Source organism: Arthrobacter sp. StoSoilB22, from assembly GCF_019977315.1.
In the GTDB taxonomy this organism is placed as follows: Bacteria; Actinomycetota; Actinomycetes; order Actinomycetales; family Micrococcaceae; genus Arthrobacter.
This window is the reverse complement of sequence record NZ_AP024652.1, coordinates 110,349-135,851: the sequence shown is the minus strand read 5'-3', so window position 1 is coordinate 135,851 and position 25,503 is coordinate 110,349. Positions and strand designations below refer to the sequence as shown.

The following is a 25,503-nucleotide window of genomic DNA, read 5'->3' as shown; positions in this document are numbered from 1 at the left end:
AACCCGGGCCTCTCGCTATATCCTCAATAGTAGTCGGCGGCGCCGGCCGTGCTTTTGCCTGCCGCGCCCCACCCACACCCGTCAAGGAGCATTCCATGAAGCACGACGTGACCATCGAGATCCCCAAGGGATCGCGCGTCAAGTACGAAGTTGACCACGAAACCGGCCGTGTCCGCCTGGACCGCGTCCTGTTCACCTCCATGCAGTACCCCACGCACTACGGTTTCTTCGAGAACACCCTGGGCGAAGACGGCGACCCGTTGGACGCATTGGTGCTCCTGCAGGACTTCGATCTCCACCCGGGCGTCATTGTTGAGTCCCGCCCCATCGGCGTGTTCAACATGACCGACGACGGCGGCGGAGATGCCAAGGTCCTCTGCGTTCCCGTGGACGCACGTTTCGACCACATCCAGGAAGTCAGCGACGTCAGCGAATTCCTGATCAAGGAAATCGAGCACTTCTTCACCCGCTACAAGGACCTTGAGCCGGGCAAGTGGGTCAAGGCTGAAGGCTGGGGCGACCGTGCCGCTGCCGAAGCCGAGCTGGAAGCTTCCATCAAGCGCTACGTCCCGGCTGCCGGACACTGATTCTTCCCCAACCGAGTCGCAGTTAAGCGCGTTTTGAGCGGTCAAAACGCGCATTAATGCGACTCAGTTGGGTCCCGACGGCGGTTGGTGCGGTTCCCTGCGAACCGCACCGGCCGCCGTCGTTCTTTTTTATGCACATGGGCATGTCTCCCCATCGCGGCAGCTCGCAGGTCCCTTTAGGCTGGGACGAGACTTTTCGATGCTTGTTTACAGGGGGTTCCACATGGCTGGGTTCTATGGCGCGGACATAGCGCAGCTTCGCAGTCTGGCAGGCGTGATGGGCAAAGCTGCCGACGCCATCAGCCTGCAAAGCACACAGTTGTCCAACGCGATCAACTCCACCACGGCATGGCAAGGCCGCGATGCCACCGTGTTCAAGGGTGATTGGAACTCCCAGCACCGGCAGAGCCTGGTCAAGGCCGCCAACATGCTCCGTGAGAACGCGAGCCAGCTGAAGAAGCACGCCAACCAGCAGGAATTCGCCAGCCACAATGACGGCTCCGGCACCTCGGTGGGTGTTCTCAAGGACGTCTATGACACAGCAATGGGCGTCAAAGGACTGGCCGCCCCGCTGTGGACGGCGTACAAATACCTCAAGCTTGGCAACGCCGAATGGGTGAAGACCCGCGAAGTCCTGACCAACTGGCGGGCAGGCGGGACCGTCATCCGGGACGCCATGACCGCGCTGCGCAACGGTGAGAAAGTCACCGACGTCCTCAACGACGCCAGGGCCAGCATCCCCTACAGCCAGGCATTCCAGGACGCCAGCAAGTTCTCCAAAGGCCTCCGGATAGCCGGAGCGCTGGCGGCACCGCTGAACATCGTTGGCGGCATCAGCGACATGATCAACCCCCAGCACGACGGTTGGCGCGGGACCGGCGATCGCGTGGCCGGCGGACTGTCCGTCGTGGGTGGCGTTGGCAGCATCATGCTCATGACGGCCGGTGGCGCAGCCCTGCTGGGCCCGATCGGTGCTCCGATCGTGATCGGCGCCGGCATTGTTGCCGGAGCCTGGGCTTTGGGCAACCTCGTGGCCGACAACTGGGACTCCATCAGCAACTTCGCCCGCAACCCGGGCAGCTACATTGCCGACGGCGCCAAGGAGGTGGCGGGCTTCGCGAAGGACGTAGGCAGTAAGGTGGCAGACGGGGTCAGTGACGCCGCCAAGTCAGTCGGAAACTTTGTCGGAGGGATATTCGGATGACCACCAGCACCATGAAATGGACCCAGCGGGACATTGAGGCCGCAGCGAAGGTCCTGGCTTCGGCCAGTGCAATCGGAGCGCCATTGCCCACACTGACCGATGAAGAGATTGTGGCACTGGACGGCGTTCAGCACGAACAGCTGGTGGCCCTGCCGTGGCTTTCGGCCCAGGACGCCAGCAAGGAGCTCATGTGCGCTATTGCCCTGCGCGGCCTGCTGGCCAAGGAACTCGTGTACCCGGTGGTCTTCGAGGGCGAAACTGAACCCTCGCGGCTGCACGCCACCGAGGAAATCACGGGCGCACTCACCCTCCGCCGCAGCGGAAGCAGCATCGTATCCGTGGAGCGCACCGTCTCCACCGGCAAGCGTTGGCTCTACAGCTACCTCCACGACGACGGCGTACTGCTGGAGGAAGTGGACGAGAGCGGACTGCACGGCTTCACGGTGATCACCCGCGAACAACTGGTACCGCGCCTGGCTGAATTCGTGGACCCGGAAAAGGCTGCCGCGCGCGACTCGGACCCTGCCCTCTACACGGAGGCCCAATTCGAGGCCCACGCAGCCACAGCCTTGGCTGACACCCAAGCCGCAAGCAACGTGGTGGCATTCAACTCCGACACCAACGATTTCCCCACCGTCACTGTGTATACCGGCCCGTCCGGCGTCCACGTGCTGACTCCTCGTGTGGAGGGCGCGCCGGAATCCGATCTGCCGGAGCAGGGCGGAGCCGTGACCTTCGAGTTGCAGGAAACTTCCGCCCCTTCCTTGGCCCGCGTCCTGGGCGGACTGGCCGGGCTGGCCTGACGTTCCGGTCCTGACGTTCCGCTCCAAAACGTGCCGTCCAAAGCCGCATCCCGCCGTCGAGCTGAAAGCCCCTCATGAGCACTCCTAAACCCTCAACTTCCACCGGCTTGGTGGATCCGCTGACCGGACGCCCTGTCCGCCGCCACACGGACACCGGCGCGTACTTCGTCAAGGCCAGCGGCACTGCGCACTTCTGGGGCCGTGTGTTGGATGCCGTGGTGTTCCTGGTGGGCTACGCGGTCCTGGCCGTGATCGCCGTCGTGATCCGGGAGGCCATGATGAACAGCGGCTCGGCCTTGGGATACAACGACGGTTTGTGGCTGACGCTCTACGTGGTCCTGTGGTTTGTTGGGCTTTTCATATACGGCATGATCTGGGGATCCGTGGGCAGCGTAGGCGACGCCGCGGGCGGTATGCGCTCTGTGCGCATCAAGAACGGCACGACGGCGGGAGCCTGGTTGGGCGGTTGGCGCGCCGTCTGCTGGTCTTTCTTCCCGTTCTTCGTGGTGATGCTCATTGCCTCCGCCATCAGCGGCGGCGGAGATGACACCTGGGACCCGAAGTTTGCAGCCATGGACCGGCGCTCGGGAATCGCGCAAGGCCAGCAGCCCATCCCGGACCCCAAGGTAGCGGCGGCAGAGCAGGCGGCTGCTGCAGAGCGGCAGAACCTGCCCAACCTTTACGGCCAGCGCCCGGATGCACGGCCGTAACTGGCTGGTTCGCCGGGTTGAGCGCAGGCTCGGCCCTGAACTGGGGCGGCTCCGCTATGTAGCCTCCTCGCGCAAGATCTTCTGGAAGGTCCTACTCCCCTGCCTTGTTGTGGGTTTCGTCTTCGGAACGGTGGCTGAGTTCATCAGTCCCATCCGCTCCACTCGGGAGGCCGGACACTTCAACGATCCCGCCTTCTTTGCGTTGACGAGCATCCTGACCGGCCTGCTGCTGTGGTCCATGACCTTCCTGGGGAGTTTCCGCAAACTCTTGGTGTTTGATGCCGGGGTGGTGGCCAAGTACTCGCAGAAACACACCACTTTGGTGCTCCGCTGGAATGACGTGGTGCCCGGCAGCATCAAAGCTGTCACCACCATCGATGGCACCGACCCCGATCACAGACTCGTGGCACGCAGCAAGGTTTCTCTGGGCGCCGGAGGCCAGTTTGCGGTGGTTTTCCAGGCCCGCGGCACCTTCTGGGTCTTTGCCTCCAACAACCACCCCGCCCCTTTGGTCCTAGTCATCCAAGGGGCCATGCAGGACGCCGGAATACCCGACGCCGCGCGGGCGGCGGCAGGTGCGCTGCCCGCCGTCGTACTGACGCGCCGCACGGCGCTTGACTGAGCGGATTCACTCAACCATGGGCAAATTTGGCCCTTGCAGACCGACTACCAGCCGGTAGCATGTGATCCACTATGTTCACTCTCACCATCAACCAACGCGACAGTCGCCACGACGGCGATCTTGTGCCGCAATTGCTCAAGGACCTGCGGCACATTCCTGCGCGGCTCGACTTTGACCGCTCGGTTGAAGACGAGGTCCAAGGCATCGTGGAGTGCAGCCATCAAGCCGTGGAGACGGCCCTGATCGCGCTCCGTACGGGCCAGTGGTACGTGGGGATCGGGGTGGGGCCCATTAACGAGCCCTTGCCCAACCTGGTCAAAGACGCCTCCGGACATGGCCTCGTTTACGCCCGCAGGGCGGTGGACCGTCTTCGCAACGGCAAAGAACGTGTTCCCGTGGCAGTGGACGGCCCCCTTGCCGCCCTCGCTTCAGAGGCTGAAGCCGTGCTGCGACTCCTGGGGCACATAGTGCAGCACCGGAGTGCAGCGGAGTGGCGGGTGTTGGATCTGCTCACCCCGGGCGTCCGGGGTCAACAGCGAGCCGTTGCCCAGGAGCTCGGCATCACCACTCAAGCAGTCAGCAAAGCGCTGGCGCGGGCACAGTGGGCAGAGGAACACGCCGCCCGTCCCGCAGCAGCCCGTTTGCTGCAGATGATTCTCGAAGTTCGCTGACTGACCAGGAGGGCCCATGCCGTACACCGTTGATTTCAAGACTGTATCCACAGTCGGCTTGGAATCGTCGCCGGTAGCCGAGGCTGCAGCTGGGTTGCGCGCCAATGAGGCCCGCTACTTCCACAATAAGTACAACCACGTATTTGAGGTGAGCCCGGCAAATGAGGTTCCGGACGTGGTGGACCGCGTCAGCCGGATCCTTCGCGAAGAACGCGACCTGGTCATTGAGTCCCGCCCCCTGGAAGCCACTGCGTTCCAGGTTGAAGACCTTCATATGGCCTACGTCTTTTACGAATCAGGCCTGGCCATCAACGTGATGTACAGCCTTGAAGACGGGAAAAGGGCGGTTGGTTTCAAGCTGGCCGACGGGATGGAGGTCCCTGCCGAGTTGGAAGCGAAGTTCAAGTTTGCCCGGCAGAAGTCAAAGCTTGCCGGGACTATCCGGGGTTCCTACTTTGTCATCAAGGGTGAGTACCCACCCACCCCTGCATAACCCAACTGAGTCGCAGTTAAGCGCGTTTTGAGGGCTCAAAACGCGCTCTGCTGCGACTCACTTGGGTCAGCGCGGGAGGTTACTGGTTGCTGATGTTGTCCTTGGCGGTGCCGGCGCGGTCCTGCACGTCAGCGGCAGCTGCCTGGCCTTCGTCCTTGACGTTGGCCGCGGCTTCCGTGGCGCTGTCCTTGACGTTCTGCATGGCATCCTGTGCTGGCTCGCGCAGGTGCTCGGCAACTTCCTGGGCCGCGTGACTCAGCTCATCGGTGAGGGGCTGAGCTGCGTCCTTGACCGCTTGGGCAGCTTCGCGTTCCTTTTCCGAAGCCGGGAACAACGAGGACACCAGCAAGCCCGCGCCGAAAGCGATTAGGCCGGCCGCGATCGGGCTGCCCTGTGCCTTGCGGGTGATGACCTGCGGGGCGTCCCCGATGTCCGAGACTGCACCGGAAACATTGCTGGCCACACCGGAAACAGCGTCTCCGGCCCGGTGTGCAGCGTTCCCGGCAGCATCACTGACGTCATCGCGGGCGCCGAACACAGCGGTTTTGATCTTGTCCACCCGGCGGTTGACGATGTGCGACGGCGTGACCTTGTCAGCCACGGCGTCAACGTTGGTACTGAGCCGCCGGCGAGTTTCTTCGATATCGGCGCGCAGGGCGTCGGGGTTCTGCGTCATCGTGTCTCCTCAGTGTTCGGTTTCAAAGCGGGGGGTATTTCTTTGACCGTCTCAGCGGTCTGGGGCATGCCTTTGATGGCGTTGAGTTCCTTGCGGCCCTTGGCAGCCAAAACGGCTGCGACGATTCCCCAGATGACCGCGACGATTACGGCGGACCATCCAAGGCCAACAAGCTGGCCCAAAGCCCACCAGAGGGCAATGGACAGGAACAGCACGGTGATGTGGCCGGCGTATGCAGCCCCACCCAGCATCCCTGCGCCCTTGCCTGCCTTGGTGGCGGACTCCTTGAGTTCCGCCTTGGCCAGCTCCACTTCCTGCCGCATCAACGTTGAAACATCACGCGTCAGGTCGCTCAGGAGCTCACCCAGGGGAAGGGTCTCCGCCTTCATGTGCGCTTCTGTGGGAGGTAGATCGGCGGGACTGCTCATCGGTGACCTCCATACTGGGGGTCATCGGGATGGAGCGGTCCTGCCAGCGGGTCGCCTTGGGCCTTAACGCCGCCAGCCTCGGTCTCCGGGTAAGGGAGCGTGGACCCGTCGTAGCCACCGGTGGTTCCCGCGTCGTAGCCGGTGGTGGTGGCCGAGCCGTATCCGGCGGTGGTGGCCGTCGGTCCGGGGAGGTCCACTGCCGGCGGAGTCACCGCACCCCCCTGGGTGGGGTAGCCCTGGGTGGGGTAGTACGCGGCGCGAGGCGTCTCCGTGGTGGCTGGCACGCCGCTTGTGGAGGCCGCATCGGAGGCGTTGCCTGCCATGCCCCGGCCCAGGCGGCCGGCAAGGATGCCAGCACCCGCAGCGATCATGAGGAAGGCTCCCGGCTTGCGACGTGCGAAGCCCTTGACTTCATCCAGCAGCGAGCCGGGATCCCGGCCTTCCAGCCACTGGGCAATCGAGGAGGATCGCTGCGCCGCCTGCTGGACCAGATCGGTTGCTACGCCACCGTTTTCAGTCGAGTTGGCCATGGTGGAAAGTTCGTCGGAGATGGACCGCAAACCTTCTGCAACACGCTGCTGCTGGGCCTGAGCCTGATCGGCCAGCTCACCCTTGGTCTGCGTCAGCAGTTGGCGGGCGTTGACCTTGACTTCGTGAGCCACGTGACCGGCCTCGGTCTTGGCGGTGTCCACGACTCCGCCGGCAGCCTCACCTACGGCGCCTGCGACTCCCGCAGCTTCTTCCTTGGCAGTATCCACCTTGCCTGAGCTGGCGGAACCTGAACCCGTGGGGGTTCCGCTGATTCCCGTGGTTCCTGCAGTTTGGGTCTCACCATCGGCCGAGTCCAAGTAATTTCCCGTGAACGGTTCGGTGCCTACATGGGCACCGGTGGTTGGCGCCGCGAAGCTTCCGTCCTGCGGCGATTTGCTCTCAGTCATTATCGCTCTCTTTCCACAGTTGGCAGGCTGCGGACAGCAGCCGGGATAGTAAGTATCGTTACTATCAATGGGTGTGTACCCGCCTGACCCGGTTCTAATCGCCTGAATCTGCAAAAGATGCCGTGGCCCACATTCGCCGCTTTTCGCTCGACACGGGAGGGCAGACCTGTCAACGTTGGTTTGATGAGCCAATTGCCCAACAGGCGACGGCTGATTCCCGCGCTACGAAAAACCGTGACCCGCCACCGCCTCTTGTTTGCCGCCAAAACGGCTGTTGCAGCCGGACTGGCCTGGTACCTCGCACCGTTTATGCCCGGACCGGCCGCCGAATATCCGTACTACGCACCACTGGGCGCCCTGGTGAGCATGCACCCCACAGTGGCCGACTCCGCCAAACATGGCCTACAGAGCCTGGCTGGGTTGGTGCTGGGCATCGGCATGGCCTTCGCCATCACCACCGTGGCCGCCCCTACTGCCCTTGCCGTCGCGGTGGTGGTGGGACTCGGCGTTCTCATCGGCGGCCTTCCCCGGCTTGGCACGGCTTCCGAGTGGATTCCCATGGCCGCACTGTTCGTGCTGGTACTGGGTGATTCAAATGCGGAGGGATTCTCGTTCGCCTATGTCCTCCAGATGGCCCTGGGCGTCAGCGTTGGATTCGCGGTGAACTGGCTCATATTTCCGCCCCTTCACCTGGATGACATCGATCCCGCCATCGCGGGGCACCAAGGCGCGTTGTCCCGCCAGCTCAAGGACATGGCCCGGGCCATGGAAGAGTCCTGGCCACCAAACCATGAGGCCTGGGCAAGCCGCAGCGACGAACTTTCACTCACGGCAGCCGGCGTCCGGACGGCGGTGCATCAAGCTGAACTGAGCGCCAAAGCGAACCCCAGGTCCCGCCGTCGTGCAACCCGCCTGCCCAGCGATCTAGCCGGTCTGCGCACCCTGGAACGTCTTACCTTCCACGTCCAGGACATCACCGACGTCCTGGCCAGCGCCATCTGGGAGGAGGGGGCAGGGACGGTCATCCCGGATGCCGTCGTGGGCCCCCTTTCGGAAGCTTTGGAGTCCGTGGCGGCGGTGGTCGATCACTGGCGCGACGCCGAAAACGGTGAGTTGGCCAACCGTCTGGCGCAAGCGAAGGACAGCATCGGCGTACTCAGCGACGCCGTGGCCGAGGCCGCCGCTGACCAATCCCCCGTCAACGCGCCGGCGTCCGTGGCCATGAGCCTGCGCCGGATCCTGACCGTGGTGCTGTCTGCCGAATAGGGCTACCGCGGCCTCAGCGGAGGAGACGCCTCCCGCCCCTTTCCTGCGCCGAGTCCATCCAGCATTTCTGCCAGTGACTCCAGCGAAGAATGCGTGGGCGACCAACCCAGAAGAGCGTGCGCCCGGGCGGTGTCCATGATTGGTGCGCTGGCCGCCATGTCCACCCAGCCGCTGTCGGTCACCTGCAGGCGGAGTCGCCAACTGACCTCGACGACGGCGCGCAGCACCGGCAGCGGGAACTGCATCACCCGCCGGGCGTTCATAATCCACGCCAAGGCGTTGGGGTCGATGACTGGCTGGGCGGCAATGTTGAATGCGCCTTGCGCTTTGCGCTCCACCACTCGCCAGTAGGCATCGGCGACGTCTGCCGTGTGGACTGCCTGGAACACCATCTCTTTGGGGACGGCGAGGAACGGCAACCAAGGCTTACGCGGAACCAGCCGGGGCAGAAACCGTCCCAGGAAGTAGCGGCCAACCTCGCTCCCCGCACCGGCACTAAACATCAGCGCCGGGCGGAGCCGTGCCACCACAATGCCGGGGTTTTCCTTGGCAAAACTGTCCAGAAGCCTTTCCTGCGCTGCCTTGTCCACGCTGTAGTGCGAGCTGCGGATCCCGCCGGCAGGCCAGTCTTCCGTGGTTCGTTGGTCCTTGGGGGCCGGGGAGTACGCTCCCACCGATGATGCGCACACCACGTGTCCCACTCCGGCCTTGCGGGCGGCGGCCAACACGTGGGCTGTCCCGGCTACGTTGGTCCGGCGAAGCATCTCCCGGTTGTGGTTCGGCTGGATCAGCCACGCCAGATGAACCAGTGCATCGGCCCCTGCCAACGCTGCTTCGAGGGCGGGTTGATCCTCAGCGGCACTGATGTCCAGGGTGTGCCACTCGACTCCGCGATACGGGGCGGCGTCCTGATCAGGTTGCCGCCGGACCACACCCACCAGTTCCAAGTCCGCGCCCTCTTCAGAACGTGCCCTCTGGAGCCGTTTCAGCAGTTCAGTACCGCCGTGTCCTGTTGCACCGATGATCACAATACGCATGTCTGCTTCTTCCTCAGGTCTGCGGGGCTTCGCCCGTGGAACGGATGCGTTCCAGGACCGCTGTGGTGGAGTGTTCGGGCACGTAGTCCAGGATGGTCACCGTGCCGCCGTAGCGTTCCACCGCCTCGGTTTCCTGGAGCATCTCCGGTGTGTAGTCGCCGCCTTTGGCATAGACATCCGGCCGCAGGAGATCTATGAGCGGTATGGGCGTGGGGGTATCAAAGACCGTGACATGGTCCACGCAACTGAGTGCCGCAATGACTGCCGCCCGGTCCGCTTCATGGTTGACCGGCCTGTCCGGGCCCTTGAGTTTCCGCACGGAGGAATCGCTGTTCAGCGCCACCACCAGCACGTCACCCAGTTGCTTGGCCTGGTTGAGGTACCGGGTGTGGCCGCGGTGGAGTACATCGAAGCAGCCGTTGGTCAGCACAATCCGTTTTCCCTGCCGTCGGTGCTCGTCCACCTGACGGGCCAACTCGGCATCCGTCAGTGCTGTATCGGCGAATCCCCGCAGGTGCTTTGCCAGTTCGACGGTGGTGCAAACGGAGGTACCTGGCCGGTGGACCACCACATCGGCGGCCGCTTGAGCCAGGTTCACGCTGCTGGTCAGCGGCATTCCCGCGGCCCGGGCGATAGTCAACGCCGCCACGAACGTATCGCCGGCACCCGAAGCTTGTTTCTCCGCCTGCGGCCGCGCCCAGGTCCGGTGGGTAGCCGGCTTTTGCAAGGTGTCGTTACGCCGGATCGTCAAGGTTCCCTCGCGGTCCAAAGTCACGACGACGGCGGCCGCACCTGAGGCGCGCAGGAGCTGGTCCGCGTGGGCTTCCACAAAGGGACACCTGGCAGCGCCTCCGGGAAACTCGGTCCCCAGCAGCCCGGCGGCCTCCTGCGCATTCGGGGTGGCTAGGTCCGGCTTGAGCCCGGCCCAACGTCCTGGATGGTGGGCGTCCACTACCAGCAGGGTGTCCTGCCGGGCATTGGCAGAGCCGGCTTCCGAGGAATCCGGTACGTCGCTTCCGGGACCCAGGTGATCGAAAATTGCATCCCGCACCGCACCGTCCAAAGCCCCGGCTCCGTAGTCGCAGAGAACCACGGCTGATGAGCCGCGGAGGGCTTCCGGAACAGCAGCGGCCATTTGGCGGAGGCCATCAGCGGGGAGCTCCTTGGCGGCATCGTCCAGGCGCAGCATCACCTGCCCGCCGCTGCTCACCCGGAATTTAGTGGTAGTTGTCATGCCTGCATGGGCGACGACGTGCGATACGTCCACTCCCGCCGAGCTGAGCTGCTCCAGAAGCGTGTGGCCTCCGGGGTCCTCTCCCACCAGTGAAACAAAGCGAACGTCCGCCCCCATCGCGGCGAGGTTCATTGCCGTATTGGCGGCACCTCCCGGGGCGAAGTCGCGGCGCTGGACCTGGACCACAGGGGCCGGGGCTTCGCGGCAGAATCGGTCTATGGTTCCATCCCACCAGCCATCCAGAATGGAATCTCCGATGACCGTCACAACAGGACGTTCCTCGGCCAAGCGACCTGGCAACCAGTCAGCCAAGCCTTCTTGATTGGCCAGGCCTTCTTGATTGGATAGGCGTGCCATGGGGTACCTTCCGGTTGGGCTTACAGTTTCCTGTTCCCCTCAGGTACCCCGCGGCACGGGCTTCACACGCCGAGCCCGGGAGTTTCCGCCCGGAATCACTACGGCCCCGGAGCTACGGAAGAACCAGCCCGCAGCATCGGCAGCGAAAGGAATCATCCATGGAGAAACCGCTGACGACTCCGAGCCCCGGCGTGGGTCCAATCCTGGAAAAGTTCAATGACGTCAAGCGAATTGCGATCCTCAGGGGCGGCGGTTTGGGTGACCTGATCTACACCTATCCCGCCCTCTCTGCGTTGAAGAACGCATACCCCGCCGCCACCATCACGCTCTTGGGCACACCCATCCACGCGGCAGTGGTGGCCGCAACGGAAGGTCCCGTTGACGACGTCCAGATGTTGCCCGTGGCGCGCGGCGTCCACGACGGTCCACGGAACGGCGAGCGCTTTGAGGACGATGCGGAGGATATTGCGGCGCAGGAGGCCTTTGTAGAGGCGATGCGGGCCAAGGAGTTTGATGTTGCGTTCCAGATGCATGGCGGCGGACGCTTCTCCAACCCTTTCCTGCTCCGCCTTGGTGCGCGCCACACAGTGGGCACGCGGACCAAGGACGCGGATCGGTTGGAGCGGAATCTGGACTACGTCTACTACCAGAACGAACCGGACCGCTGGCTGGAGCTCGCAGGTTTGGCCGGAGCTCCGCCGATCATCGCTCCTCCCCTTCGCCCGCTACCGGAACATCAAAGGAACATCGCGGGATTCAGGGACCCTCAACGGAGGTCTTTGGTGGTGGTCCACCCGGGTGCCACCGATCCGCGAAGGCGATGGCCGGCGTCGTATTTCGCTGAAGCGGTGGCCGCAGCAGCAGCCGAAGGGGCGCAGGTGTTGATCGTGGGTGACCGTTCAGAGAAGGCCTTGGCGCAGGAAGTGGCGGAATCGGCGGTCCGGCATCTCACTGAGGTGGACAGCAACGCCGTGCGCTCCGTGGCTGGCGAATTGGACATTGGAGACTTGGCTGCGCTCTTGGCGGACGCCACGGTGATGCTCGCCAGCGACAGCGGTCCGCGGCACCTGGCGCAGGCGTTGGGGACGCCTACGGTAGGAATCTTCTGGGTGGGCAACGCCCTGAACGCCGGTCCGCGCGGTCGGAGCCTGCACCGCGTCCACATGTCCTGGGTGACGCGCTGCCCGCGCTGTGGCTCGGACGTCACCCAAGTTGGTTGGACGGCACCGCATTGCGGCCACGACGACACCCTCATCAGGGGCATCGCCGTGGCCGATGTTGTTCAGGACGTCCTGGACCTTACGGCCACGAGCCTTCTTCTGCGGGGCAAATAAGGAGTTCGCGGACCTCGCTGCCGAACGGCTGGGAGAGGGCGAACACCACGGCCTGCGCCACGTTGGCGGGATCGTTGAGCTTGGAATCGTCCTGCGGTTTGTATTGTTCGTCGCGGTCATCGAAGAAGTGCGTTTTCATGCCGCCAGGGATGATGGTGGTGACGCCGATGACTCCCCCTGTTTCTGCGGCCAAGGCCCGGCTGAAGCCGATCACTCCGAACTTGGAGGCGCAGTATGCCGTGGCATCAGGCAGCGCCCGGAGCCCGAGTGTGGAGGCGATGGTGATGGCCCGGCCCCGGGATCCCTTGAGGTACGGCAAAGCTGCCCGGATGACGGACACTGTGCCTAGGAGGTTCACTCCGATGACCTTCTCCCACTCCTCTGCCGGAACGTCGCCCAACTTGCCGCAGCGATCAATGCCTGCGGCAGTGACCACCCCGTCCAGGCCGCCCAGGGTTTCGGCGGCCTCCTTGACGGCAGCTTCCACTGCTTCGCGGTTGGAGACGTCCACTTCCAAGGCTTTGGCGCCGGAGACGTTGCTGACGTCACGGTCGAAGACGAAGGGTGTGCCGCCGGCGTCGCGGATGGCTTCCACGATCGCAGCGCCAAGTCCGGAGCCGCCTCCAGTGACGATGACGCGGCCGGGTGTTTGCGTGTTCATGCGGTTCCTCTCGGTGATGGGTGATTGGTCAGCTGACCTTGGCAAGCGCTGCAGCCAAGCCGCTGGTGGATCGTGCCGGGTGGAAGGGCACTGTCACGCAGCGCCCTCCCCAGTCCGCCAACAAGCGGGCTTCCGGCAATTCTTCGGGCGTGTAGTCGCCACCCTTGACCCAGATATCGGGCCGGATGTCGCTGAGGCAGGCTTCGGGGGTGTCCTCGCCGAAGACCACCACGGCGTCAACGCATTCGAGTGCCAGCAGCAACTCCGCCCGGTCTTCGACACTGACGATTGGCCGGTGTGCGCCCTTGAGCCGCCGGACCGATTCATCGGAATTCAGGCACACGATGAGGCAATCGCCCATGCTGCGCGCGGCGGCCAGCGTCCGGGCGTGGCCGGCGTGGAGGAGGTCGAAGCAGCCGCCCGTGGCCACCACCGTGCCTCCGCTGCTCCGCACGGCCCGGGCCAGTTGGACCCCATCCGGATGCAGGTCACCGGGGTCCACCACTTCAAGACCCTTAAGTTCGACGACGGGACTCGCTTGGTTCCCGGAAGTTGACGCCGCCGCTTCGGTCACCACCGCCAGCGATGCCGCTCCGCCCGCTGCCAGGAATGCCGACGCATCCTCCACTGCCTTGGTGGCAGCCTGCGCGATGCCGAGCCCGAGCCCCAAGTGCACGGCGAGGCTTGCGGCGAGTCGGTCGCCGGCCCCGCAAGGATCACTGACAGTGGTCCTGGGTGCGGGGAAGCCCTGCGCCGTGCCATCGGCGGAGATCAGGAACGCCCCGTCTGCACCCTTGGTCACCAGAACGGCGCCGCTTCCCCACTTTTGGAGCAGGTGTTGGCCAGCTTCTTCGGCACCGGTACGGGACGGGTCCAAGCCTCCCGCTTTGGCAGAGGCCAACGCTTCGGCAAGGTTGGGCGTCACGACGGCGACCCCCTCCACGGGTTGGGAACCGGCAGGATGCGGGTCCCACACCACAGGGACGCGCTTGGCAGCATCTGTGAGGGCGGAACGAATCTCGGCGTTGGCGGCGATTCCTCGGCCGTAGTCGGCCACCACAATGGCATCCGCCGAGGCAATGGCATGGAGCATTTCTTCCGTACAGGCCGGGACGGGAGCCGGCGCGCATCCTTCGTCGAACCGGACCATCGGATGCGTCCCGATCCTCACGCGCGTCTTGGTGGGCGTCGGGGCGAGCGGGGCTCCGGCGAGCACAGACACGCCGGTCAGTGCTCGCCTGAGGTGGCTGGCGCCGTCGTCGTTCCCCAACGCGGTGACCAGCGCGACGTCGTGGCCGTCGTGCGCGAGCACGGTAGCCACCAGACCCGCACCACCTGCACGACGCCGGATGTCGGCCACGTCCACCACCGGCACCGGCGCGTCGGGGCTGAGCCGCGTGGCGGTCCCGTTGATGTCGACGTCGAGGAGGACATCCCCAACCACGGTGATCCTCAAGGCTGCCGCCCTCCGAAGGAGTTCAATGCCGAGCCGGCCCGTCGGGCTACCTCGGCATCAAAGGCCCGGCACACGGCGTGGACGGCAATGAGGTGGCCTTCCTGGGCGTTCGCGGCGATAGCGTCCACGGTGATGGCTTGATCGCAGGCCTCGGCGAGCGGGTTGGGGCCGGTGCCCGTGAGTGCCCAGGTGGTGATGCCGCGTTCCCGTGCTGCACGGACGGCTTTGAGCAGGTTGGGGCTGCGGCCACTGGTGGAGAGCAGGATAAGAACATCCCCGGCGCGGCCGTGGGCCCTGACTTGGCGGGCGAAGACTTCCTCAAAGCCGTAGTCGTTGGAGAGTGCAGTGACGGCGGAGGACTCTGCGTGGAGCGAGATCGCGGAAAAGGGCGCGCGCTCCTCGTCGAACCGGCCCACCAGCTCGGCGGTGAGGTGTTGCGCCTCAGCAGCTGAACCGCCGTTGCCAGCCGCCAGCAACCGTTGCCCGGATAGCAGCCTCTTGGCGAGTTCGGTGCCCCACTCGGATAAGCGTCCCGACTGCGAGCGCAGGGATTCCAGAGCGGGCAGGACGTTGTCCAGGTGTTTGGTGACCTCGGCGATGTGGTTGGAATTGCTGGCGTCCGGGGACCACCGGGCAGGCACGTTATCCGGGAGTGCCGACGGGAGGGTGGATTCTTGGGCCATAAGGCCTTTGATAGTCACAGTGCCGTTCCTTCCAATGGTTCCAAGCGTTCGCCGGCTTGCCGGGACAGTCCTGCCGCCAGAACGGATCGGTAGGCTTTCTCGGTGTCTGCGGCGATGCGTTCCCAGGAGTAGCGGGAACGGGCCCGCCGAGCACCGGCACGGCCCATGTCGGCGCGAAGATCAGGATCTGCCAGCAGCTTTCCCAGCGCCTCGGCCAACGCTTCGGGGTCACGGGGCGGGACATGCAGTCCGGTCTTTTGATCCACCACGGTTTCCCGCAGTCCGCCCACAGCTGCTGCCACCACAGGCACGCCGCAAGCCATGGCTTCAAGGGGCACGATGCCGAACGGCTCATACCAAGGAGCGCAGACCACGGCGTCGGCGCTGCGGAAAATTCCGGGCATCGCATCCCGCGGGACCTGGCCACGCATGCTCACTTTGTCCTCGACGCCAAGTTCCTTCGCCAAGGTATGGAGGCGCTGGGCTTCTGGGTCTTCTTCAAGCGTCAGGGCGTCACCGGAACCGCCCACAATCAGCAGTTCCACGTCGTTGAAGCCCGCCTCTGCCATCAGCGGCAGGGATTGGATGATCAAGTCCACGCCTTTGCGTTGCACCAGGCGTCCCACGCTGAGGATGCGATGCGTGCGGGACTTGGTTTCGGCGTCGGACGTTCCCGGGAACAACGTAAGATCCACACCGCAGGGTGCGACCGAAATTTTGGAGCGGCTGATGCCAAGGGCCTTGAGTTCGAAGACCTCATCGGGGCACGTGGCGATGACCCAGTCCGCGGTGCGTCCTACCCACGGTTCCAGCCATTCCCGGGCCGGCGGGCTGGTGTCCGCGGCCCCTTGGTGGCGGCGTTTCACCGATCCGAGGGCATGGAAAGTCTGCACCACTGGTACGGGATCCGCTGCTTGTGCCCGGCGGGATGCTTGGATGGCAGCGAGTCCGGACATCCAGAAGTGAGCATGCAGCACGTCCGGCAGGTGGCCGGCCCAGTCTGCGCAGATCCCGTCCGCCAGCTCTCCCATGTACGGCAGGAGATCGTCTTTGGGAATGCGCCGGGCCGGACCGGCATCCACGTGAACAACGCTGAGTCCCGGCCCAACCTGCACCTTTGCAGGTAGATCGGGGTCATCGCGCCGCGTGTACACCGTGACCTGATGTCCGCGGTCTGCCAGCGCTGAAGACAACGCCGCCACGTGGACGTTTTGCCCTCCGGCGTCAACGCCTCCCAAGGCGGCCAACGGACTGGCGTGTTCGGAGACCATGGAGATTTTCATGGGTGCGTCCTCTCTGTGTGGTGGCGGCGGCCGCCTTGGGGGAGGTCAGCCAGGAGTTGGTCCCAGGCGCCAAGAAACGTGTCCAGCCCATAGCGTTGCAGCGCGGCCTCGCGGGCCACCATGCCCATGGCGTAGGCGTCGTCGGGGTCATCCAGCAGCCGCCGGGCGAACCTCTGGAGATCGCCGACGTCGTTGGAGACCAAGCCTGCACCGCGCGGAATGGCGCGGCTCGCCTCGGTGGTGGCTAGTGCCAGGACGGGCATTCCTAGGTGCATGGCTTCCAGCAGCGCCAACCCGAGGGAGGTCCAGCGCAGGGGATGAAGGTACAGGCGGCAGCGGGCAAGTTCCTGGTGGAGTTTCGGGGCCGGGACGTCACCGGCGATGCGTAGCCTTTCCTCGCTGAGGCCGAATCCCTTGAGGTTCAGTGCTTCGGGCAGGGCCTCTGTCCCCATGCCGAAGACCCGCAGCGGCCCCACACCGGCAAAGCCCGGGAGCAGGTCCGTTCCCGTGACCCGCCCACGCCGGACAGGCTCGTTAACCACCACGCCCATCTCTTCCTGCTCCCCCGTGTACAGGTGTCCGGGGTCCGGGATGCCGTGCTCAATCACCGTGGTGGTTGCCGTTCCCGTGTCCCAAAAGAGTTGATTGAAATGGGTAACGTGGACCACGGGAATGGCGCCCTGGTCCGCCAAGGGGTGCAGGGTGAATGGGACGTCGCCCTTGGGGGTGTTGTGTTCCAGGTACACGGCCGGGAGGTCAACGCCGGGGCTGCGGCCAAGGGTTCGGGAAACTGCTGCGATTTCTTCCGGCCGCTGAAGGACAACAGCGTCAACACTGCCAGGGTCCAGGGTTTCCAAGTCCACTTCCTGCGCGGCGGCAGGCCACTGACGGCCGCCTCGCCCCAAACCCCACGCGCCGCCGTCGGACGTTTTCGGCAGTAGGTACTCATGCCGGCCGCGGACGAATGCCTCCATCCACCCGCCGTGGACGTGCCACACCAGGATCCTCATGGCTTCCACACCTTCCGTCGGGTGGACAGAGATGACACGCCACCCAGGAGCCGTTCAACAGCTTGCACAACCTGTTCCGGGGTCACTGAGCTCAAGCAGGGATGCCCGGCGACAGGGCAAACACGGGCACGGGAGTTCTTGCAGGGCGCCTCCTGGTCGCCCAGCAGTTCCAGCGGGACGCCGTACGGTGCCCATCGGATGGCTGGAACCACCGGGGCGAACAGGCACACTACCGGCGTTCCCACCGCTGCCGCCAGATGGGCGGGACCGGTATTGCCGGTGACTACGACGGCGGCTCCCGCCAGTACCGCTGCGAGCGTCCGGAGGTTGGTTCCACCGCCGAGGTTCCGGGCGGCGGGGCCGGCCACCGTTGCCGTGAGCGAAGTTTCGTCCGGGCCTCCTGTCACCACCACCCGATGCCCGTACGCCTCCAAAAGTTCCACAGCTGCTGCGTGGTGAAGTGCGGGCCATGCCCTTGCGGGTGCGGCAGATCCCGGATGGACCACAATGTACCGGCCCTCATCAGCCAGCTCATCAGCCACACCTTCAGGGTCCTCGCCGGTGGTGATGCGAAGCTTCCCATCATCCCCGTTGGGCAGCACATACCCGCCGGCCTCTGCGATGGTGAGCGCCCGGATCGCTTCCGGTTGATCCTCCGGGAAATCCTCGCCAGGTTTGAGCCGGACATCCAGGAGCGAACCAGCGTAGTCCGTTGATGCGCCCGTGATTTTTTTGACGCCGGCCAGGCGAAGGAGCATCGCCAGCGGAAGCGGGGACTGGTGGAAGGAGGTAAGAATGACCGCTTCCTGAATCCGCGAACTGCGGACGAAGTCGATCAAGCCCCGGGTCATCTCATCCGTGACAGGCGGCGCGGGATTCACAATCCACGGGCACGCCCACGTGTGCACTTGGGTGACTCCTGGCAGTAGCTCCGCTGCGCTCGATCCTTCGGGACCGCAGAGCAGAACCACGTCATTGGGTCGGCTGCCATCGGGGCGGCTTCCGTTCGTCACGGCCCGCAGGGCAGGTCCGGAAAGGAGGACATCGCCCATACTGTCCAGCCGGGCTACCAGGACGCGGCTCATACAGGGGCATCCTGCTCGTCCAAGGTCCGGTCCATAGTCCGGTCCGGAGTTCCGTCCATAGTCCGGCCCGGAGCCTCCGTCAGCAGGAGCTCCACTGCATGGCCCAGGTCCTCCGCAACACGGCCGGCCGCCTCGATCTCTTCGCGTCGCGTGACTTCCGTTGGCACCAACACAGCCTTGACACCGGCAGCAGCAGCCGCCTCCATGTCAGCACCAATGTCGCCAACGAAGGCCGCCTCCTCCGGGCTGATACCCAGGGTGTGGCAGGCTTCCAGGATCATTCCCGGCCGGGGCTTGCGGCAGGCGCAACCGTCCTCTGGTCCGTGGGGACAGAACTCCCACACGTCGAACGGTCCCAGTAACTGATCCACTCGGTGGTTGACGGAGTGCATCTGCTCCACGGTCAACAGCCCACGCGCCACGCCCGACTGGTTGGTTACCACTCCCGTGGCCAGCCCTGCCTGGCGTACTTTTTGCAATGCTTCACGGGCACCATCCATGGGTCGCACCAGCTGCGGATCGCCGTTATATGGCACGTCAACAACCAGTGTTCCGTCGCGGTCAAACAGGACCGCCTTCAACGTTACGGTTCCTCCCATACCCGCAACGTTCCCCGGTTCTCCCGGCGCTAAACAATGCGGCCCCGAGAAGTTTCCTGCAGCTAGACTCCTAGCGGGAGGCCTCCTTGGACACAGTTTTGGACAGTGACGAGAACAACCATCAGCCGCTGCTGCTTGCCTTGCGCGCCCTGAAATTGGGGGACCTCCTGGTTGCCGTCCCGGCACTGCGGGGCTTGCGCCGGGCGTTCCCCGAGCACCGGATCTTGTACGCCGCGCCTGCATGGATTGCCGAGGCTTTGGAGTTGGTGGGCGGCATTCACCTCCTGCCAACCCCAGGGCTCGATGACCCCCTGACAGTTCCCCGGGGCGCTGTGGACATCGCCGTGAACCTGCACGGAAACGGCGCTGAAAGCCGTTTGCGGATTGACGAACTCCAAGCCAACCGGGTGGTGGCGCATGCTTCACACGGCACTGAAGGGCCTGAATGGATCACCGGCATACCGGAGCGCGAGCGCTGGACGAGGCTGCTCAACTGGCACGGTATCGACGCCGATCCCCTGGACTATCGGCTGAACCGTCCCGCGATTTCGTCGCCGCGTCCCGGCGCCACCGTTGTGCACGTGGGGGCGGCCTATGGCAGCAGGCTGTGGCCGGTGGAACGGTTCGCTGAGGTTGCTGTGGAACTTGCCGCGGGCGGGCACGAGGTAGTTCTCACAGGAGGCACGTCAGAGCGCGGGCGCGCTGAGGAGACCGCAGCGTTGGCCAAACTCAAAGGAGTAAATCTCGACGACGGATTGCTGGCCGGGCGGCAAGGTCTCGCCGAATTTGCGGCCACCATCGCCGAGGCTCGCCTCGTGATCTCAGCAGATACCGGCGCGGCGCATCTCGCGTCCGCGTATGAGCGCCCCTCGGTAGTGCTGTTCGGCCCGGCGCCCGCCGAAGAGTGGGGGCCGCCGCCCGGACCGCACGTGGTGCTGACCGCAGTCGAACTCCGCCGTGGTGATGTGTTTTCAGCGGATCCCGATCCGGCGCTTTTGGCCGTCAGTGTCCGCGACGTTGTGGACGCAGTGGAGGGGCTGCGCTGTTAGAAACCCGCTTCCGGCGGTAACCCGGGTTGTCATTCCAGGCTTTTAGGGCGCCGTCCCGTCCTGCAGTTGGGCTTCTTCGTCCAACAGTTGTGTTTGGAGGGACACCAGGATTTTGGAGAGCTTGCGCGACACCTGCATCTGCGACATTCCCAACCCCTCCGCGATGGTGGACTGCGTTTCCTCCCGGTAATAGCGTCGGTACAGCAAGTGTCGGTCCTCAGCGCTCAGGCCGCGGATGGCGTTGCGCAGAGCCAGCACGTCCTCCAGCCGATCCGTGGGGCAGCCGAACGCTGAAAGCGATCCTTGGAGACCATCACGCCCCTCGGACGCGGGCACGTCGAGGGAATCCGGGCGCTTGCTGGTGCCGGCCATGAGTGCTTCGCGGGCCTGGCACGGCTCCAACTGCAAATCTTCGGCCACCTCCTCCGGAGAGGGGGTGCGTTGGAGTGTTTGGGTCAATTCCTCCGTCCGGGCCAGCACTTGGCGCCGGACATCCTGGATGATCCGTGGTGGGCGGACCACCCAGCAATGGTCGCGGAGGTAGCGTTTTACCTCGCCCGCGATGGTAGGTGCGGCGTAGGCGGGAAAACTGACCCCTTTTGCCTCGTCATAGCCGCGCGCCGCCTTGATGAGGCCCATGTACGCCACCTGCCTGACGTCGTCGAGGTCGTGAGTGTGGGCGGAATATCTGGCGGCTATGGACTTTGCCAGATTGAGGTGGTCCAGGACCAGGCTGTCCTGAAAGCTCTGGCGGATTCTGCCTTCCGGCGCTTGGGTGGGGGGACGTGTGGGGACGCCAAAGGGTGGGATCTGTCGCATGGGGCTTCAATCCTCGGACCTGCTGGTTAGGGTGAGCCCACGGCAAGACTCCTTAAAAAGAGAAGCACACTTACTATTAGCTTTCAACGGGTTCTCGGGGTTAGTCTCGAAAGGTAGCCAAATCAGGGATTGGAGTTCCGCATGGAAGAACCTCAGCTCGCCGAGCCGACTACAGTCGTGGCCGATATCCAAGACCTGCTGCTCGATACCCCTGACGTTGAAGCCTTCCTGGAGGAGCTGGCCAGGCACTCGGCCGGCATGTTCAGCACCCCCGGAAACGAGGTCTACTGCGGCATCACGCTCATGCGACACCGCTCCGCCGGGACGGTGGCCAGCAGCGGTGAGCGCGCCCGGATGCTGGATGAACTGCAGTACAACTTCGACGACGGGCCGTGCTTGCGTGCCTGCCGTGAAATCACCCAAGTGCACATACCTGATTTCGCCAAAGACAACACCTGGCCGGAGTACAACAAGATCGTCACTGAACACGGCATCCGGTCCGTCTTGGCAGTGCCATTCCCCCTCAGTGATGACACTGCAAGGGCTGGCCTCAACCTCTACTCCGAACACCCCAATGCCTTCGACCAAGCCGCCGTGCAGCGCGCCAACGACTACGTGCAGCAGGCGTCCAAGGGCCTGCGCCTGGCTGTCCTGATCGCCGAGCACAGCCAGACAGCCAACAACCTCCGGGCAGCCATGGAATCCCGTACCGTGATCGACGTGGCAACAGGGATCATCATCGCGCAGAACCGCTGTACCCAGGAGGAAGCGATTGAACTCATCAAGAAAGCCTCCAGCAACCGGAACGTCAAGCTCCGGGTAGTTGCGCAGGCCATTGTTGAATCGGCGGGCGGCGGGACCGTTCAGACATACTTCAAGTAACGCTGCTGCTTTGAGGCGCCACCCCAGCTCCTAGCCCTGCATCGCGCCTATGATGGCGCCCATGGCGGTGAACGTGACTACGTTGTAGCTGGCATTGATAGCGAACAGAGTCAGGCTTCGGCGTTCGAACAGATAGTTCACGCCGAGCGCTGTTGCTACCCATCCCAGTCCAGCGGCCAGGCCGGCGAAGGTTCCGAATGCGAGCCCACCACGGCCAATGAACGCGGCCAGGAAAACAGCCATCACCACGGCAAGAAGGAACGAGCCCACAAAGACGCGAACCGTTCCGGACTTCAGCTGCTCATCGCTGACACCGGCCGCCTTTTGCCATGGCTTGGCGAACAGCAGCGAGTACCAGAGTCCGCCGACCACGAACGTCGCCAGCGCAGCCAACAGCACGGCGAGCCAATTGATCTGAAGGTCCATCGCTGTCCTCTCAAGAGCGGGTAGATCCTGAGATGACTGTAAGTGCTTCAGCCCGCGGGGTCTTGTAAAAAAACCGCAGGCTAGCTGGTGACTTCCTCCAGCGGGACGAACGTGGCGTACTCCGCACCATAGCTCTGCACCACCTGCAGGTACTCCGTTGGCGTGTACCCACTGAAGCGCCTGAAGGACCGGATCAGGTGCGGCTGATCGTAATAGTCGGCCAAATGAAGAAGCTCGCGGCCCGGCACCGAGCCCTTCGGCAGGGCCGCCGCTTGGTTCACCATCCTGTTGAAGCGGCATACATCCGAATACGCTTTTGCCGTGGCTCCGCAGTCCCGCATCATGATCCGCTCCAGCGTGGGCGGGCTGACACCCAGATCCTTGGCCAGCACGCCGATCGCTACGTCCTCCTGCGCCAGGATTTCTGTAGCTTTCTCCACCCTGGGATCCGCCCGGTAGCTGGGCCTTAGCCGTTGGTGGAGGAAGGTGCTCAGGGCCCCGAACGCCTGCTCGGGTTCCGCGTCGGTGAGGTGCGTGCGTAGTTCCGAAAAACCCGGGAATACAGTCTCGGCGTCCACCACACGGTTCTGGAACAACGACGGCGGTTGGCTGGTGAACGCTGCCAAGCCAAAGGGAGTCAGGCGGGCACCAACGTTGAAGAGCTGGTCCGGGTTTTCGCTGATCAAGTAGCTGCGCTGAAGGCCCGCATAGAAACCCGTGGACACTTCAGTTGAGCCGGCTTCCGTCCGGGTGGTGCCCGTGCCGGCTTCCGGGACGTTGCCGGCTATTCCTGCTTCCGGCGGGCTGATGAGCCTGTAAGGGTCGGAGAGGTTCAGGATCAGGTGCGCAGACGGCCCGGGGAGGATCTTCTCGTACCTTGCCTGCGGCTCAGCGCGGACAAACCACAGCCCGGTGACGAACGGCTGGAGCCCGGGAGGTGGTGGGCATTCTTCATAGAACACAGGCCCAGTCTAGGCAGCTCAGCGCCTCGGAGCCCGCCTTTGTTCGCAACCCCCGCCGCTCAGCGGTGAGGGTTGCGAACCGGAGGTGTGTTGGCCACAGCGGTTCGCCCGGCTAAGACGAGCGGCAGTTACAGGAGGCTGCGCAAAACCTGTGCCGCGCCGTCGTCGAGCACTGAAGCGGTGACCTCATCCGCGACGGCAATGACCTCGTCAGGCGCCTGGCCCATGGCAACGCCGCGGCCGGCCCACGTGAGCATCTCGATGTCGTTGCGGCCATCGCCCACGGCAACCGTGTTGGCCTGGTCCGTTCCGAGCTTGTGGCGCAGAACCTCCAAGGCGCTGGCCTTGGTGACGCCCTCGGCTGCGATGTCCAGCCAGGCGGTCCATCCCACCGAGTACGTCACGCCGGAAAGTCCGATGTGCCTGATGGCCTCATTGAACTCATCCGAGGTGTTCTCGCTGCTGAAGACCACTACGCGGACTGCCGTGGCATCCAACATGGTCTGGAAGTCGACGCCGATGGACTCCACACCGAAACTGGCATCCTGGAAGCGCTCCGTGGAGAGGAAGTTTCCGTCCTCATCCTCCAGGGCGTACTTGGCGTTGGGCAGCCGTTCCCGCAAGGCCTTCAGAGCCGGAGCGGGGTCGAACGTTGCCTTATGGATGATCTCGTAACCCTTCTCCAACGACGGATCAAGGCGGAGGGTCACACCACCGTTACAGCACACGGCGTAGCCTCGCTCGAGGCCGATCTTCTGGATGATGGGAAGCGTCGCATTGAGCGAGCGGCCGGTGGCAATCATGACGTCGTGGCCGCTTGCAACCACAGCCTGGGCGGCGGAGCGAACTCCCTCCGACATGTGGCCGTCGTGGTCCACGAGTGTGCCGTCCACGTCCAATGCCACCATGTACTTGTTGTTGTTATTTGGCTGGTCATCGATGCCAGCAACTGGAGTATCAGTCAAAATAGTCATACTTACAGTAGAGCAGACACCCCGGACACTGAACTAGGACCGGCGCCACAGCTGCGCGTTAACGCACGGTGAATACCTGTTCCGAGTTTCACCCTCTACCGGACAATTCACCCCCGCATCCGCCGGTGAATTGTCCACATAACGGTGAACAACCGAACCCTTTCCACATAGCCCTACTGAGCGGGAGTCACGTGAATCCCTGTGCAGCAACAGTGGTCCATGGACTATCAGAACGAATTCATAGTGGCTGCCCGGCATGAACTGGAAACAGGTGCATCGCGGCAGCTCAGCAGACGGTACAAGAAGGGCGAACTTGTCCGGGTACGCCAGGGCGTATACGTGGACAAACAGCATTGGCTGGGGCTCAAACCCTGGGATCGATACGCTGCAACCGCACGGGCCGTGGCAGCGGAGAACCCTTCCGCGGAGTTTTGCTTCGAAACAGCCGCGTTACTCTGGGGACTGCAGATGGTCGGCGTTCCATCGCACATCCACCTTGCCAACGCCTCGCGCGGGCATGCCGGCGCTCGAAAGCCGAGCACCAGCGCAGCCACCCTGGATTCCTCGGGAACCAGCGGTCTGGAGCGGATCCGCGGATATGGCATCTACCGGCACTACTACTCAACCGACACCGTGTACCTGCGCGGGTTGCGACTCACAGGACCGGCGCGAACGGCCGTTGATGTCCTGGCCAGGGGTTCGTTCACCAAGGGCGTCACCTTGGCCGATCACGCGATCAGTGCAGCAAGGTTTCCGTCGCTTTTCATGAGCAAAGCGGCACTTAGCGCGGCAGCCGAGGGCCTTGCTTCCGAGGCCAAGAGACAACGCGTAGAGCACATTCTGAGCTTTGCTGACGAGAATTCCGGCTCCGCGGGCGAGTCGCTTAGCCGCGCCCAGATGCACCTTCTCGGCTTCCCTGCTCCGGAGTTGCAGTGCGAGTTCCGCGATGCCATGGGGTTCGTTGCCCGTACGGACTTCTTTTGGCGGGACCAACGAGTAATCGGAGAGTTCGACGGCGATGCAAAGTACTTGAGGGACGAGTATCTGGGTGGACAGAGCACCAGGGAAGCGGTCCTCGCCGAGAAGAAACGTGAGGACAGGCTGCGTGCTCTCGGGTTCAAAGTAGTGCGATGGGACTGGGCAACGGCCAACAATCCCGCCTTGTTCACGGCAAAACTCCTCGCGGCTGGGCTGACCCCGCAAAGAAACACCCTCCTACGGACAATTCACCCGCGCACTCGAGGGTGAATTGTC

The 25,503-nt window shown here is 64.1% G+C and carries 28 protein-coding genes; 12 read left to right on the top strand and 16 right to left on the bottom strand.

Translation table 11 applies throughout. From position 1 onward, the window contains the following. Positions 1-95 precede the first annotated feature (95 nt). From LDN70_RS00680 to LDN70_RS00650, 7 genes are all read left to right on the top strand, one after another. The gene (locus tag LDN70_RS00680) at positions 96-587 is read left to right on the top strand and encodes an inorganic diphosphatase (protein ID WP_039239147.1); all 492 of its coding nucleotides are present in this window, start codon (positions 96-98) and stop codon (positions 585-587) included. Between the two features lie 223 nt (positions 588-810). Further along, positions 811-1,791: a hypothetical protein gene (locus tag LDN70_RS00675; protein WP_166842693.1), complete on the top strand. Its 981-nt coding sequence runs from the start codon at positions 811-813 to the stop codon at positions 1,789-1,791. Continuing rightward, on the top strand, positions 1,788-2,594 hold the full coding sequence (locus LDN70_RS00670) for a hypothetical protein (RefSeq protein ID WP_223941409.1): 807 nt from the start codon (positions 1,788-1,790) through the stop codon (positions 2,592-2,594). Before LDN70_RS00675 ends, LDN70_RS00670 begins: the two co-directional genes overlap by 4 nt. Positions 2,595-2,668: 74 nt before the next feature. Then, a complete protein-coding gene (locus tag LDN70_RS00665) occupies positions 2,669-3,304 on the top strand; it encodes a hypothetical protein (RefSeq protein WP_223941408.1) in 636 nt (211 codons plus the stop codon). Then, entirely contained in the window at positions 3,291-3,926 is a 636-nt protein-coding gene (locus LDN70_RS00660) for a hypothetical protein (RefSeq protein ID WP_223941407.1), read from the top strand. The genes LDN70_RS00665 and LDN70_RS00660 overlap by 14 nt, the downstream gene beginning before the upstream one ends. Positions 3,927-3,997: 71 nt before the next feature. Next, on the top strand, positions 3,998-4,597 hold the full coding sequence (locus LDN70_RS00655; protein ID WP_142937197.1) for a hypothetical protein: 600 nt from the start codon (positions 3,998-4,000) through the stop codon (positions 4,595-4,597). Positions 4,598-4,613: 16 nt separating this feature from the next. Next, positions 4,614-5,090 (top strand): DUF8821 family protein, encoded by a 477-nt coding sequence (locus LDN70_RS00650; RefSeq protein ID WP_142937198.1) that lies wholly within the window; start codon positions 4,614-4,616, stop codon positions 5,088-5,090. Between the two features lie 79 nt (positions 5,091-5,169). Here the strand turns inward: LDN70_RS00650 and LDN70_RS00645 are convergent, their stop codons facing one another. From LDN70_RS00645 to LDN70_RS00635, 3 genes are read right to left on the bottom strand one after another with little or no spacing between them, the layout of a single operon-like run. After that, on the bottom strand, positions 5,170-5,766 hold the full coding sequence (locus LDN70_RS00645) for a DUF3618 domain-containing protein (RefSeq protein ID WP_142937199.1): 597 nt from the start codon (positions 5,764-5,766) through the stop codon (positions 5,170-5,172). Then, positions 5,763-6,194 (bottom strand): phage holin family protein, encoded by a 432-nt coding sequence (locus LDN70_RS00640; RefSeq protein ID WP_142937200.1) that lies wholly within the window; start codon positions 6,192-6,194, stop codon positions 5,763-5,765. The genes LDN70_RS00645 and LDN70_RS00640 overlap by 4 nt, the downstream gene beginning before the upstream one ends. Further along, a complete protein-coding gene (locus LDN70_RS00635) occupies positions 6,191-7,132 on the bottom strand; it encodes a hypothetical protein (protein ID WP_223941406.1) in 942 nt (313 codons plus the stop codon). Before LDN70_RS00635 ends, LDN70_RS00640 begins: the two co-directional genes overlap by 4 nt. 183 nt (positions 7,133-7,315) lie before the next feature. Between LDN70_RS00635 and LDN70_RS00630 the strand changes: the two genes are divergently transcribed. Continuing rightward, a complete protein-coding gene (locus LDN70_RS00630; RefSeq protein WP_223941405.1) occupies positions 7,316-8,398 on the top strand; it encodes an FUSC family protein in 1,083 nt (360 codons plus the stop codon). A 2-nt stretch (positions 8,399-8,400) separates the two neighbouring features. On the opposite strand, the gene LDN70_RS00625 is transcribed toward LDN70_RS00630, so the two are convergent. Then, on the bottom strand, positions 8,401-9,435 hold the full coding sequence (locus tag LDN70_RS00625; RefSeq protein ID WP_223941404.1) for an NAD-dependent epimerase/dehydratase family protein: 1,035 nt from the start codon (positions 9,433-9,435) through the stop codon (positions 8,401-8,403). A gap of 13 nt (positions 9,436-9,448) precedes the next feature. Further along, entirely contained in the window at positions 9,449-11,026 is a 1,578-nt protein-coding gene (gene rfaE2, locus LDN70_RS00620; RefSeq protein WP_223941403.1) for a D-glycero-beta-D-manno-heptose 1-phosphate adenylyltransferase, read from the bottom strand. Between the two features lie 158 nt (positions 11,027-11,184). Here rfaE2 and LDN70_RS00615 point away from each other — a divergent pair, with 158 nt between their 5' ends. Then, positions 11,185-12,360: a glycosyltransferase family 9 protein gene (locus LDN70_RS00615; protein ID WP_223941402.1), complete on the top strand. Its 1,176-nt coding sequence runs from the start codon at positions 11,185-11,187 to the stop codon at positions 12,358-12,360. Here LDN70_RS00615 and LDN70_RS00610 read toward each other — a convergent pair. From LDN70_RS00610 to LDN70_RS00580, 7 genes are read right to left on the bottom strand one after another with little or no spacing between them, the layout of a single operon-like run. Further along, positions 12,326-13,021 (bottom strand): SDR family oxidoreductase, encoded by a 696-nt coding sequence (locus LDN70_RS00610; protein WP_011772894.1) that lies wholly within the window; start codon positions 13,019-13,021, stop codon positions 12,326-12,328. The two genes, LDN70_RS00615 and LDN70_RS00610, sit on opposite strands and share 35 nt — an antisense overlap. A gap of 28 nt (positions 13,022-13,049) precedes the next feature. Next, positions 13,050-14,477: a PfkB family carbohydrate kinase gene (locus tag LDN70_RS00605; protein WP_223941401.1), complete on the bottom strand. Its 1,428-nt coding sequence runs from the start codon at positions 14,475-14,477 to the stop codon at positions 13,050-13,052. Beyond that, positions 14,474-15,160, bottom strand: coding sequence for a D-sedoheptulose-7-phosphate isomerase (locus LDN70_RS00600; RefSeq protein ID WP_223942706.1), 687 nt, complete (start codon positions 15,158-15,160; stop codon positions 14,474-14,476). Before LDN70_RS00600 ends, LDN70_RS00605 begins: the two co-directional genes overlap by 4 nt. 14 nt (positions 15,161-15,174) lie before the next feature. Then, a complete protein-coding gene (locus tag LDN70_RS00595; protein WP_223941400.1) occupies positions 15,175-16,443 on the bottom strand; it encodes a glycosyltransferase in 1,269 nt (422 codons plus the stop codon). Further along, positions 16,440-17,453 carry a glycosyltransferase gene (locus tag LDN70_RS00590; protein ID WP_223941399.1) on the bottom strand — a complete coding sequence of 338 codons (1,014 nt, stop codon included), beginning with the start codon at positions 17,451-17,453 and terminating at the stop codon, positions 16,440-16,442. The genes LDN70_RS00595 and LDN70_RS00590 overlap by 4 nt, the downstream gene beginning before the upstream one ends. Then, positions 17,450-18,538, bottom strand: a complete 1,089-nt coding sequence (locus tag LDN70_RS00585; RefSeq protein WP_223941398.1) for a glycosyltransferase family 9 protein — start codon at positions 18,536-18,538, stop codon at positions 17,450-17,452. Before LDN70_RS00585 ends, LDN70_RS00590 begins: the two co-directional genes overlap by 4 nt. Beyond that, positions 18,535-19,137: a D-glycero-alpha-D-manno-heptose-1,7-bisphosphate 7-phosphatase gene (locus LDN70_RS00580; RefSeq protein ID WP_223941397.1), complete on the bottom strand. Its 603-nt coding sequence runs from the start codon at positions 19,135-19,137 to the stop codon at positions 18,535-18,537. Before LDN70_RS00580 ends, LDN70_RS00585 begins: the two co-directional genes overlap by 4 nt. Before the next feature lie 86 nt (positions 19,138-19,223). Here LDN70_RS00580 and LDN70_RS00575 point away from each other — a divergent pair, with 86 nt between their 5' ends. Beyond that, a complete protein-coding gene (locus tag LDN70_RS00575; RefSeq protein WP_223941396.1) occupies positions 19,224-20,186 on the top strand; it encodes a glycosyltransferase family 9 protein in 963 nt (320 codons plus the stop codon). A 42-nt stretch (positions 20,187-20,228) separates the two neighbouring features. Here the strand turns inward: LDN70_RS00575 and LDN70_RS00570 are convergent, their stop codons facing one another. Beyond that, the gene (locus LDN70_RS00570) at positions 20,229-21,005 is read right to left on the bottom strand and encodes a sigma-70 family RNA polymerase sigma factor (RefSeq protein ID WP_223941395.1); all 777 of its coding nucleotides are present in this window, start codon (positions 21,003-21,005) and stop codon (positions 20,229-20,231) included. Between the two features lie 141 nt (positions 21,006-21,146). Here LDN70_RS00570 and LDN70_RS00565 point away from each other — a divergent pair, with 141 nt between their 5' ends. Next, positions 21,147-21,887 (top strand): GAF and ANTAR domain-containing protein, encoded by a 741-nt coding sequence (locus tag LDN70_RS00565; protein WP_223941394.1) that lies wholly within the window; start codon positions 21,147-21,149, stop codon positions 21,885-21,887. Between the two features lie 30 nt (positions 21,888-21,917). On the opposite strand, the gene LDN70_RS00560 is transcribed toward LDN70_RS00565, so the two are convergent. The 3 genes from LDN70_RS00560 to LDN70_RS00550 form a co-directional block, all read right to left on the bottom strand. Next, positions 21,918-22,313, bottom strand: a complete 396-nt coding sequence (locus tag LDN70_RS00560) for a DUF1761 domain-containing protein (protein WP_142937211.1) — start codon at positions 22,311-22,313, stop codon at positions 21,918-21,920. Positions 22,314-22,393: 80 nt separating this feature from the next. Next, positions 22,394-23,275, bottom strand: a complete 882-nt coding sequence (locus LDN70_RS00555) for a helix-turn-helix domain-containing protein (protein ID WP_223941393.1) — start codon at positions 23,273-23,275, stop codon at positions 22,394-22,396. A 128-nt stretch (positions 23,276-23,403) separates the two neighbouring features. Then, entirely contained in the window at positions 23,404-24,249 is an 846-nt protein-coding gene (locus LDN70_RS00550; protein WP_142937213.1) for an HAD family hydrolase, read from the bottom strand. A 219-nt stretch (positions 24,250-24,468) separates the two neighbouring features. On the opposite strand from LDN70_RS00550, the gene LDN70_RS00545 reads away from it, so the two are divergent. Continuing rightward, positions 24,469-25,497 carry a hypothetical protein gene (locus tag LDN70_RS00545; RefSeq protein WP_223941392.1) on the top strand — a complete coding sequence of 343 codons (1,029 nt, stop codon included), beginning with the start codon at positions 24,469-24,471 and terminating at the stop codon, positions 25,495-25,497. Positions 25,498-25,503: the final 6 nt, after the last annotated feature.

Bases quoted from the DNA above. Each gene is read 5' to 3' on its own strand.
- LDN70_RS00550 (WP_142937213.1), bottom strand. From the start codon at position 24,249: ATGACTATTTTGACTGATACTCCAGTTGCTGGCATCGATGACCAGCCA.
- LDN70_RS00570 (WP_223941395.1), bottom strand. From the start codon at position 21,005: ATGCGACAGATCCCACCCTTTGGCGTCCCCACACGTCCCCCCACCCAA.
- LDN70_RS00665 (WP_223941408.1), top strand. From the start codon at position 2,669: ATGAGCACTCCTAAACCCTCAACTTCCACCGGCTTGGTGGATCCGCTG.
- LDN70_RS00630 (WP_223941405.1), top strand. From the start codon at position 7,316: ATGAGCCAATTGCCCAACAGGCGACGGCTGATTCCCGCGCTACGAAAA.
- rfaE2 (WP_223941403.1), bottom strand. From the start codon at position 11,026: ATGGCACGCCTATCCAATCAAGAAGGCCTGGCCAATCAAGAAGGCTTG.
- LDN70_RS00610 (WP_011772894.1), bottom strand. From the start codon at position 13,021: ATGAACACGCAAACACCCGGCCGCGTCATCGTCACTGGAGGCGGCTCC.
- LDN70_RS00650 (WP_142937198.1), top strand. From the start codon at position 4,614: ATGCCGTACACCGTTGATTTCAAGACTGTATCCACAGTCGGCTTGGAA.
- LDN70_RS00560 (WP_142937211.1), bottom strand. From the start codon at position 22,313: ATGGACCTTCAGATCAATTGGCTCGCCGTGCTGTTGGCTGCGCTGGCG.
- LDN70_RS00645 (WP_142937199.1), bottom strand. From the start codon at position 5,766: ATGACGCAGAACCCCGACGCCCTGCGCGCCGATATCGAAGAAACTCGC.
- LDN70_RS00585 (WP_223941398.1), bottom strand. From the start codon at position 18,538: ATGAGCCGCGTCCTGGTAGCCCGGCTGGACAGTATGGGCGATGTCCTC.
- LDN70_RS00595 (WP_223941400.1), bottom strand. From the start codon at position 16,443: ATGAAAATCTCCATGGTCTCCGAACACGCCAGTCCGTTGGCCGCCTTG.
- LDN70_RS00545 (WP_223941392.1), top strand. From the start codon at position 24,469: ATGGACTATCAGAACGAATTCATAGTGGCTGCCCGGCATGAACTGGAA.
- LDN70_RS00590 (WP_223941399.1), bottom strand. From the start codon at position 17,453: ATGAGGATCCTGGTGTGGCACGTCCACGGCGGGTGGATGGAGGCATTC.
- LDN70_RS00680 (WP_039239147.1), top strand. From the start codon at position 96: ATGAAGCACGACGTGACCATCGAGATCCCCAAGGGATCGCGCGTCAAG.
- LDN70_RS00675 (WP_166842693.1), top strand. From the start codon at position 811: ATGGCTGGGTTCTATGGCGCGGACATAGCGCAGCTTCGCAGTCTGGCA.
- LDN70_RS00635 (WP_223941406.1), bottom strand. From the start codon at position 7,132: ATGACTGAGAGCAAATCGCCGCAGGACGGAAGCTTCGCGGCGCCAACC.
- LDN70_RS00655 (WP_142937197.1), top strand. From the start codon at position 3,998: ATGTTCACTCTCACCATCAACCAACGCGACAGTCGCCACGACGGCGAT.
- LDN70_RS00615 (WP_223941402.1), top strand. From the start codon at position 11,185: ATGGAGAAACCGCTGACGACTCCGAGCCCCGGCGTGGGTCCAATCCTG.
- LDN70_RS00640 (WP_142937200.1), bottom strand. From the start codon at position 6,194: ATGAGCAGTCCCGCCGATCTACCTCCCACAGAAGCGCACATGAAGGCG.
- LDN70_RS00580 (WP_223941397.1), bottom strand. From the start codon at position 19,137: ATGGGAGGAACCGTAACGTTGAAGGCGGTCCTGTTTGACCGCGACGGA.
- LDN70_RS00660 (WP_223941407.1), top strand. From the start codon at position 3,291: ATGCACGGCCGTAACTGGCTGGTTCGCCGGGTTGAGCGCAGGCTCGGC.
- LDN70_RS00565 (WP_223941394.1), top strand. From the start codon at position 21,147: ATGGAAGAACCTCAGCTCGCCGAGCCGACTACAGTCGTGGCCGATATC.
- LDN70_RS00625 (WP_223941404.1), bottom strand. From the start codon at position 9,435: ATGCGTATTGTGATCATCGGTGCAACAGGACACGGCGGTACTGAACTG.
- LDN70_RS00600 (WP_223942706.1), bottom strand. From the start codon at position 15,160: ATGGCCCAAGAATCCACCCTCCCGTCGGCACTCCCGGATAACGTGCCT.
- LDN70_RS00670 (WP_223941409.1), top strand. From the start codon at position 1,788: ATGACCACCAGCACCATGAAATGGACCCAGCGGGACATTGAGGCCGCA.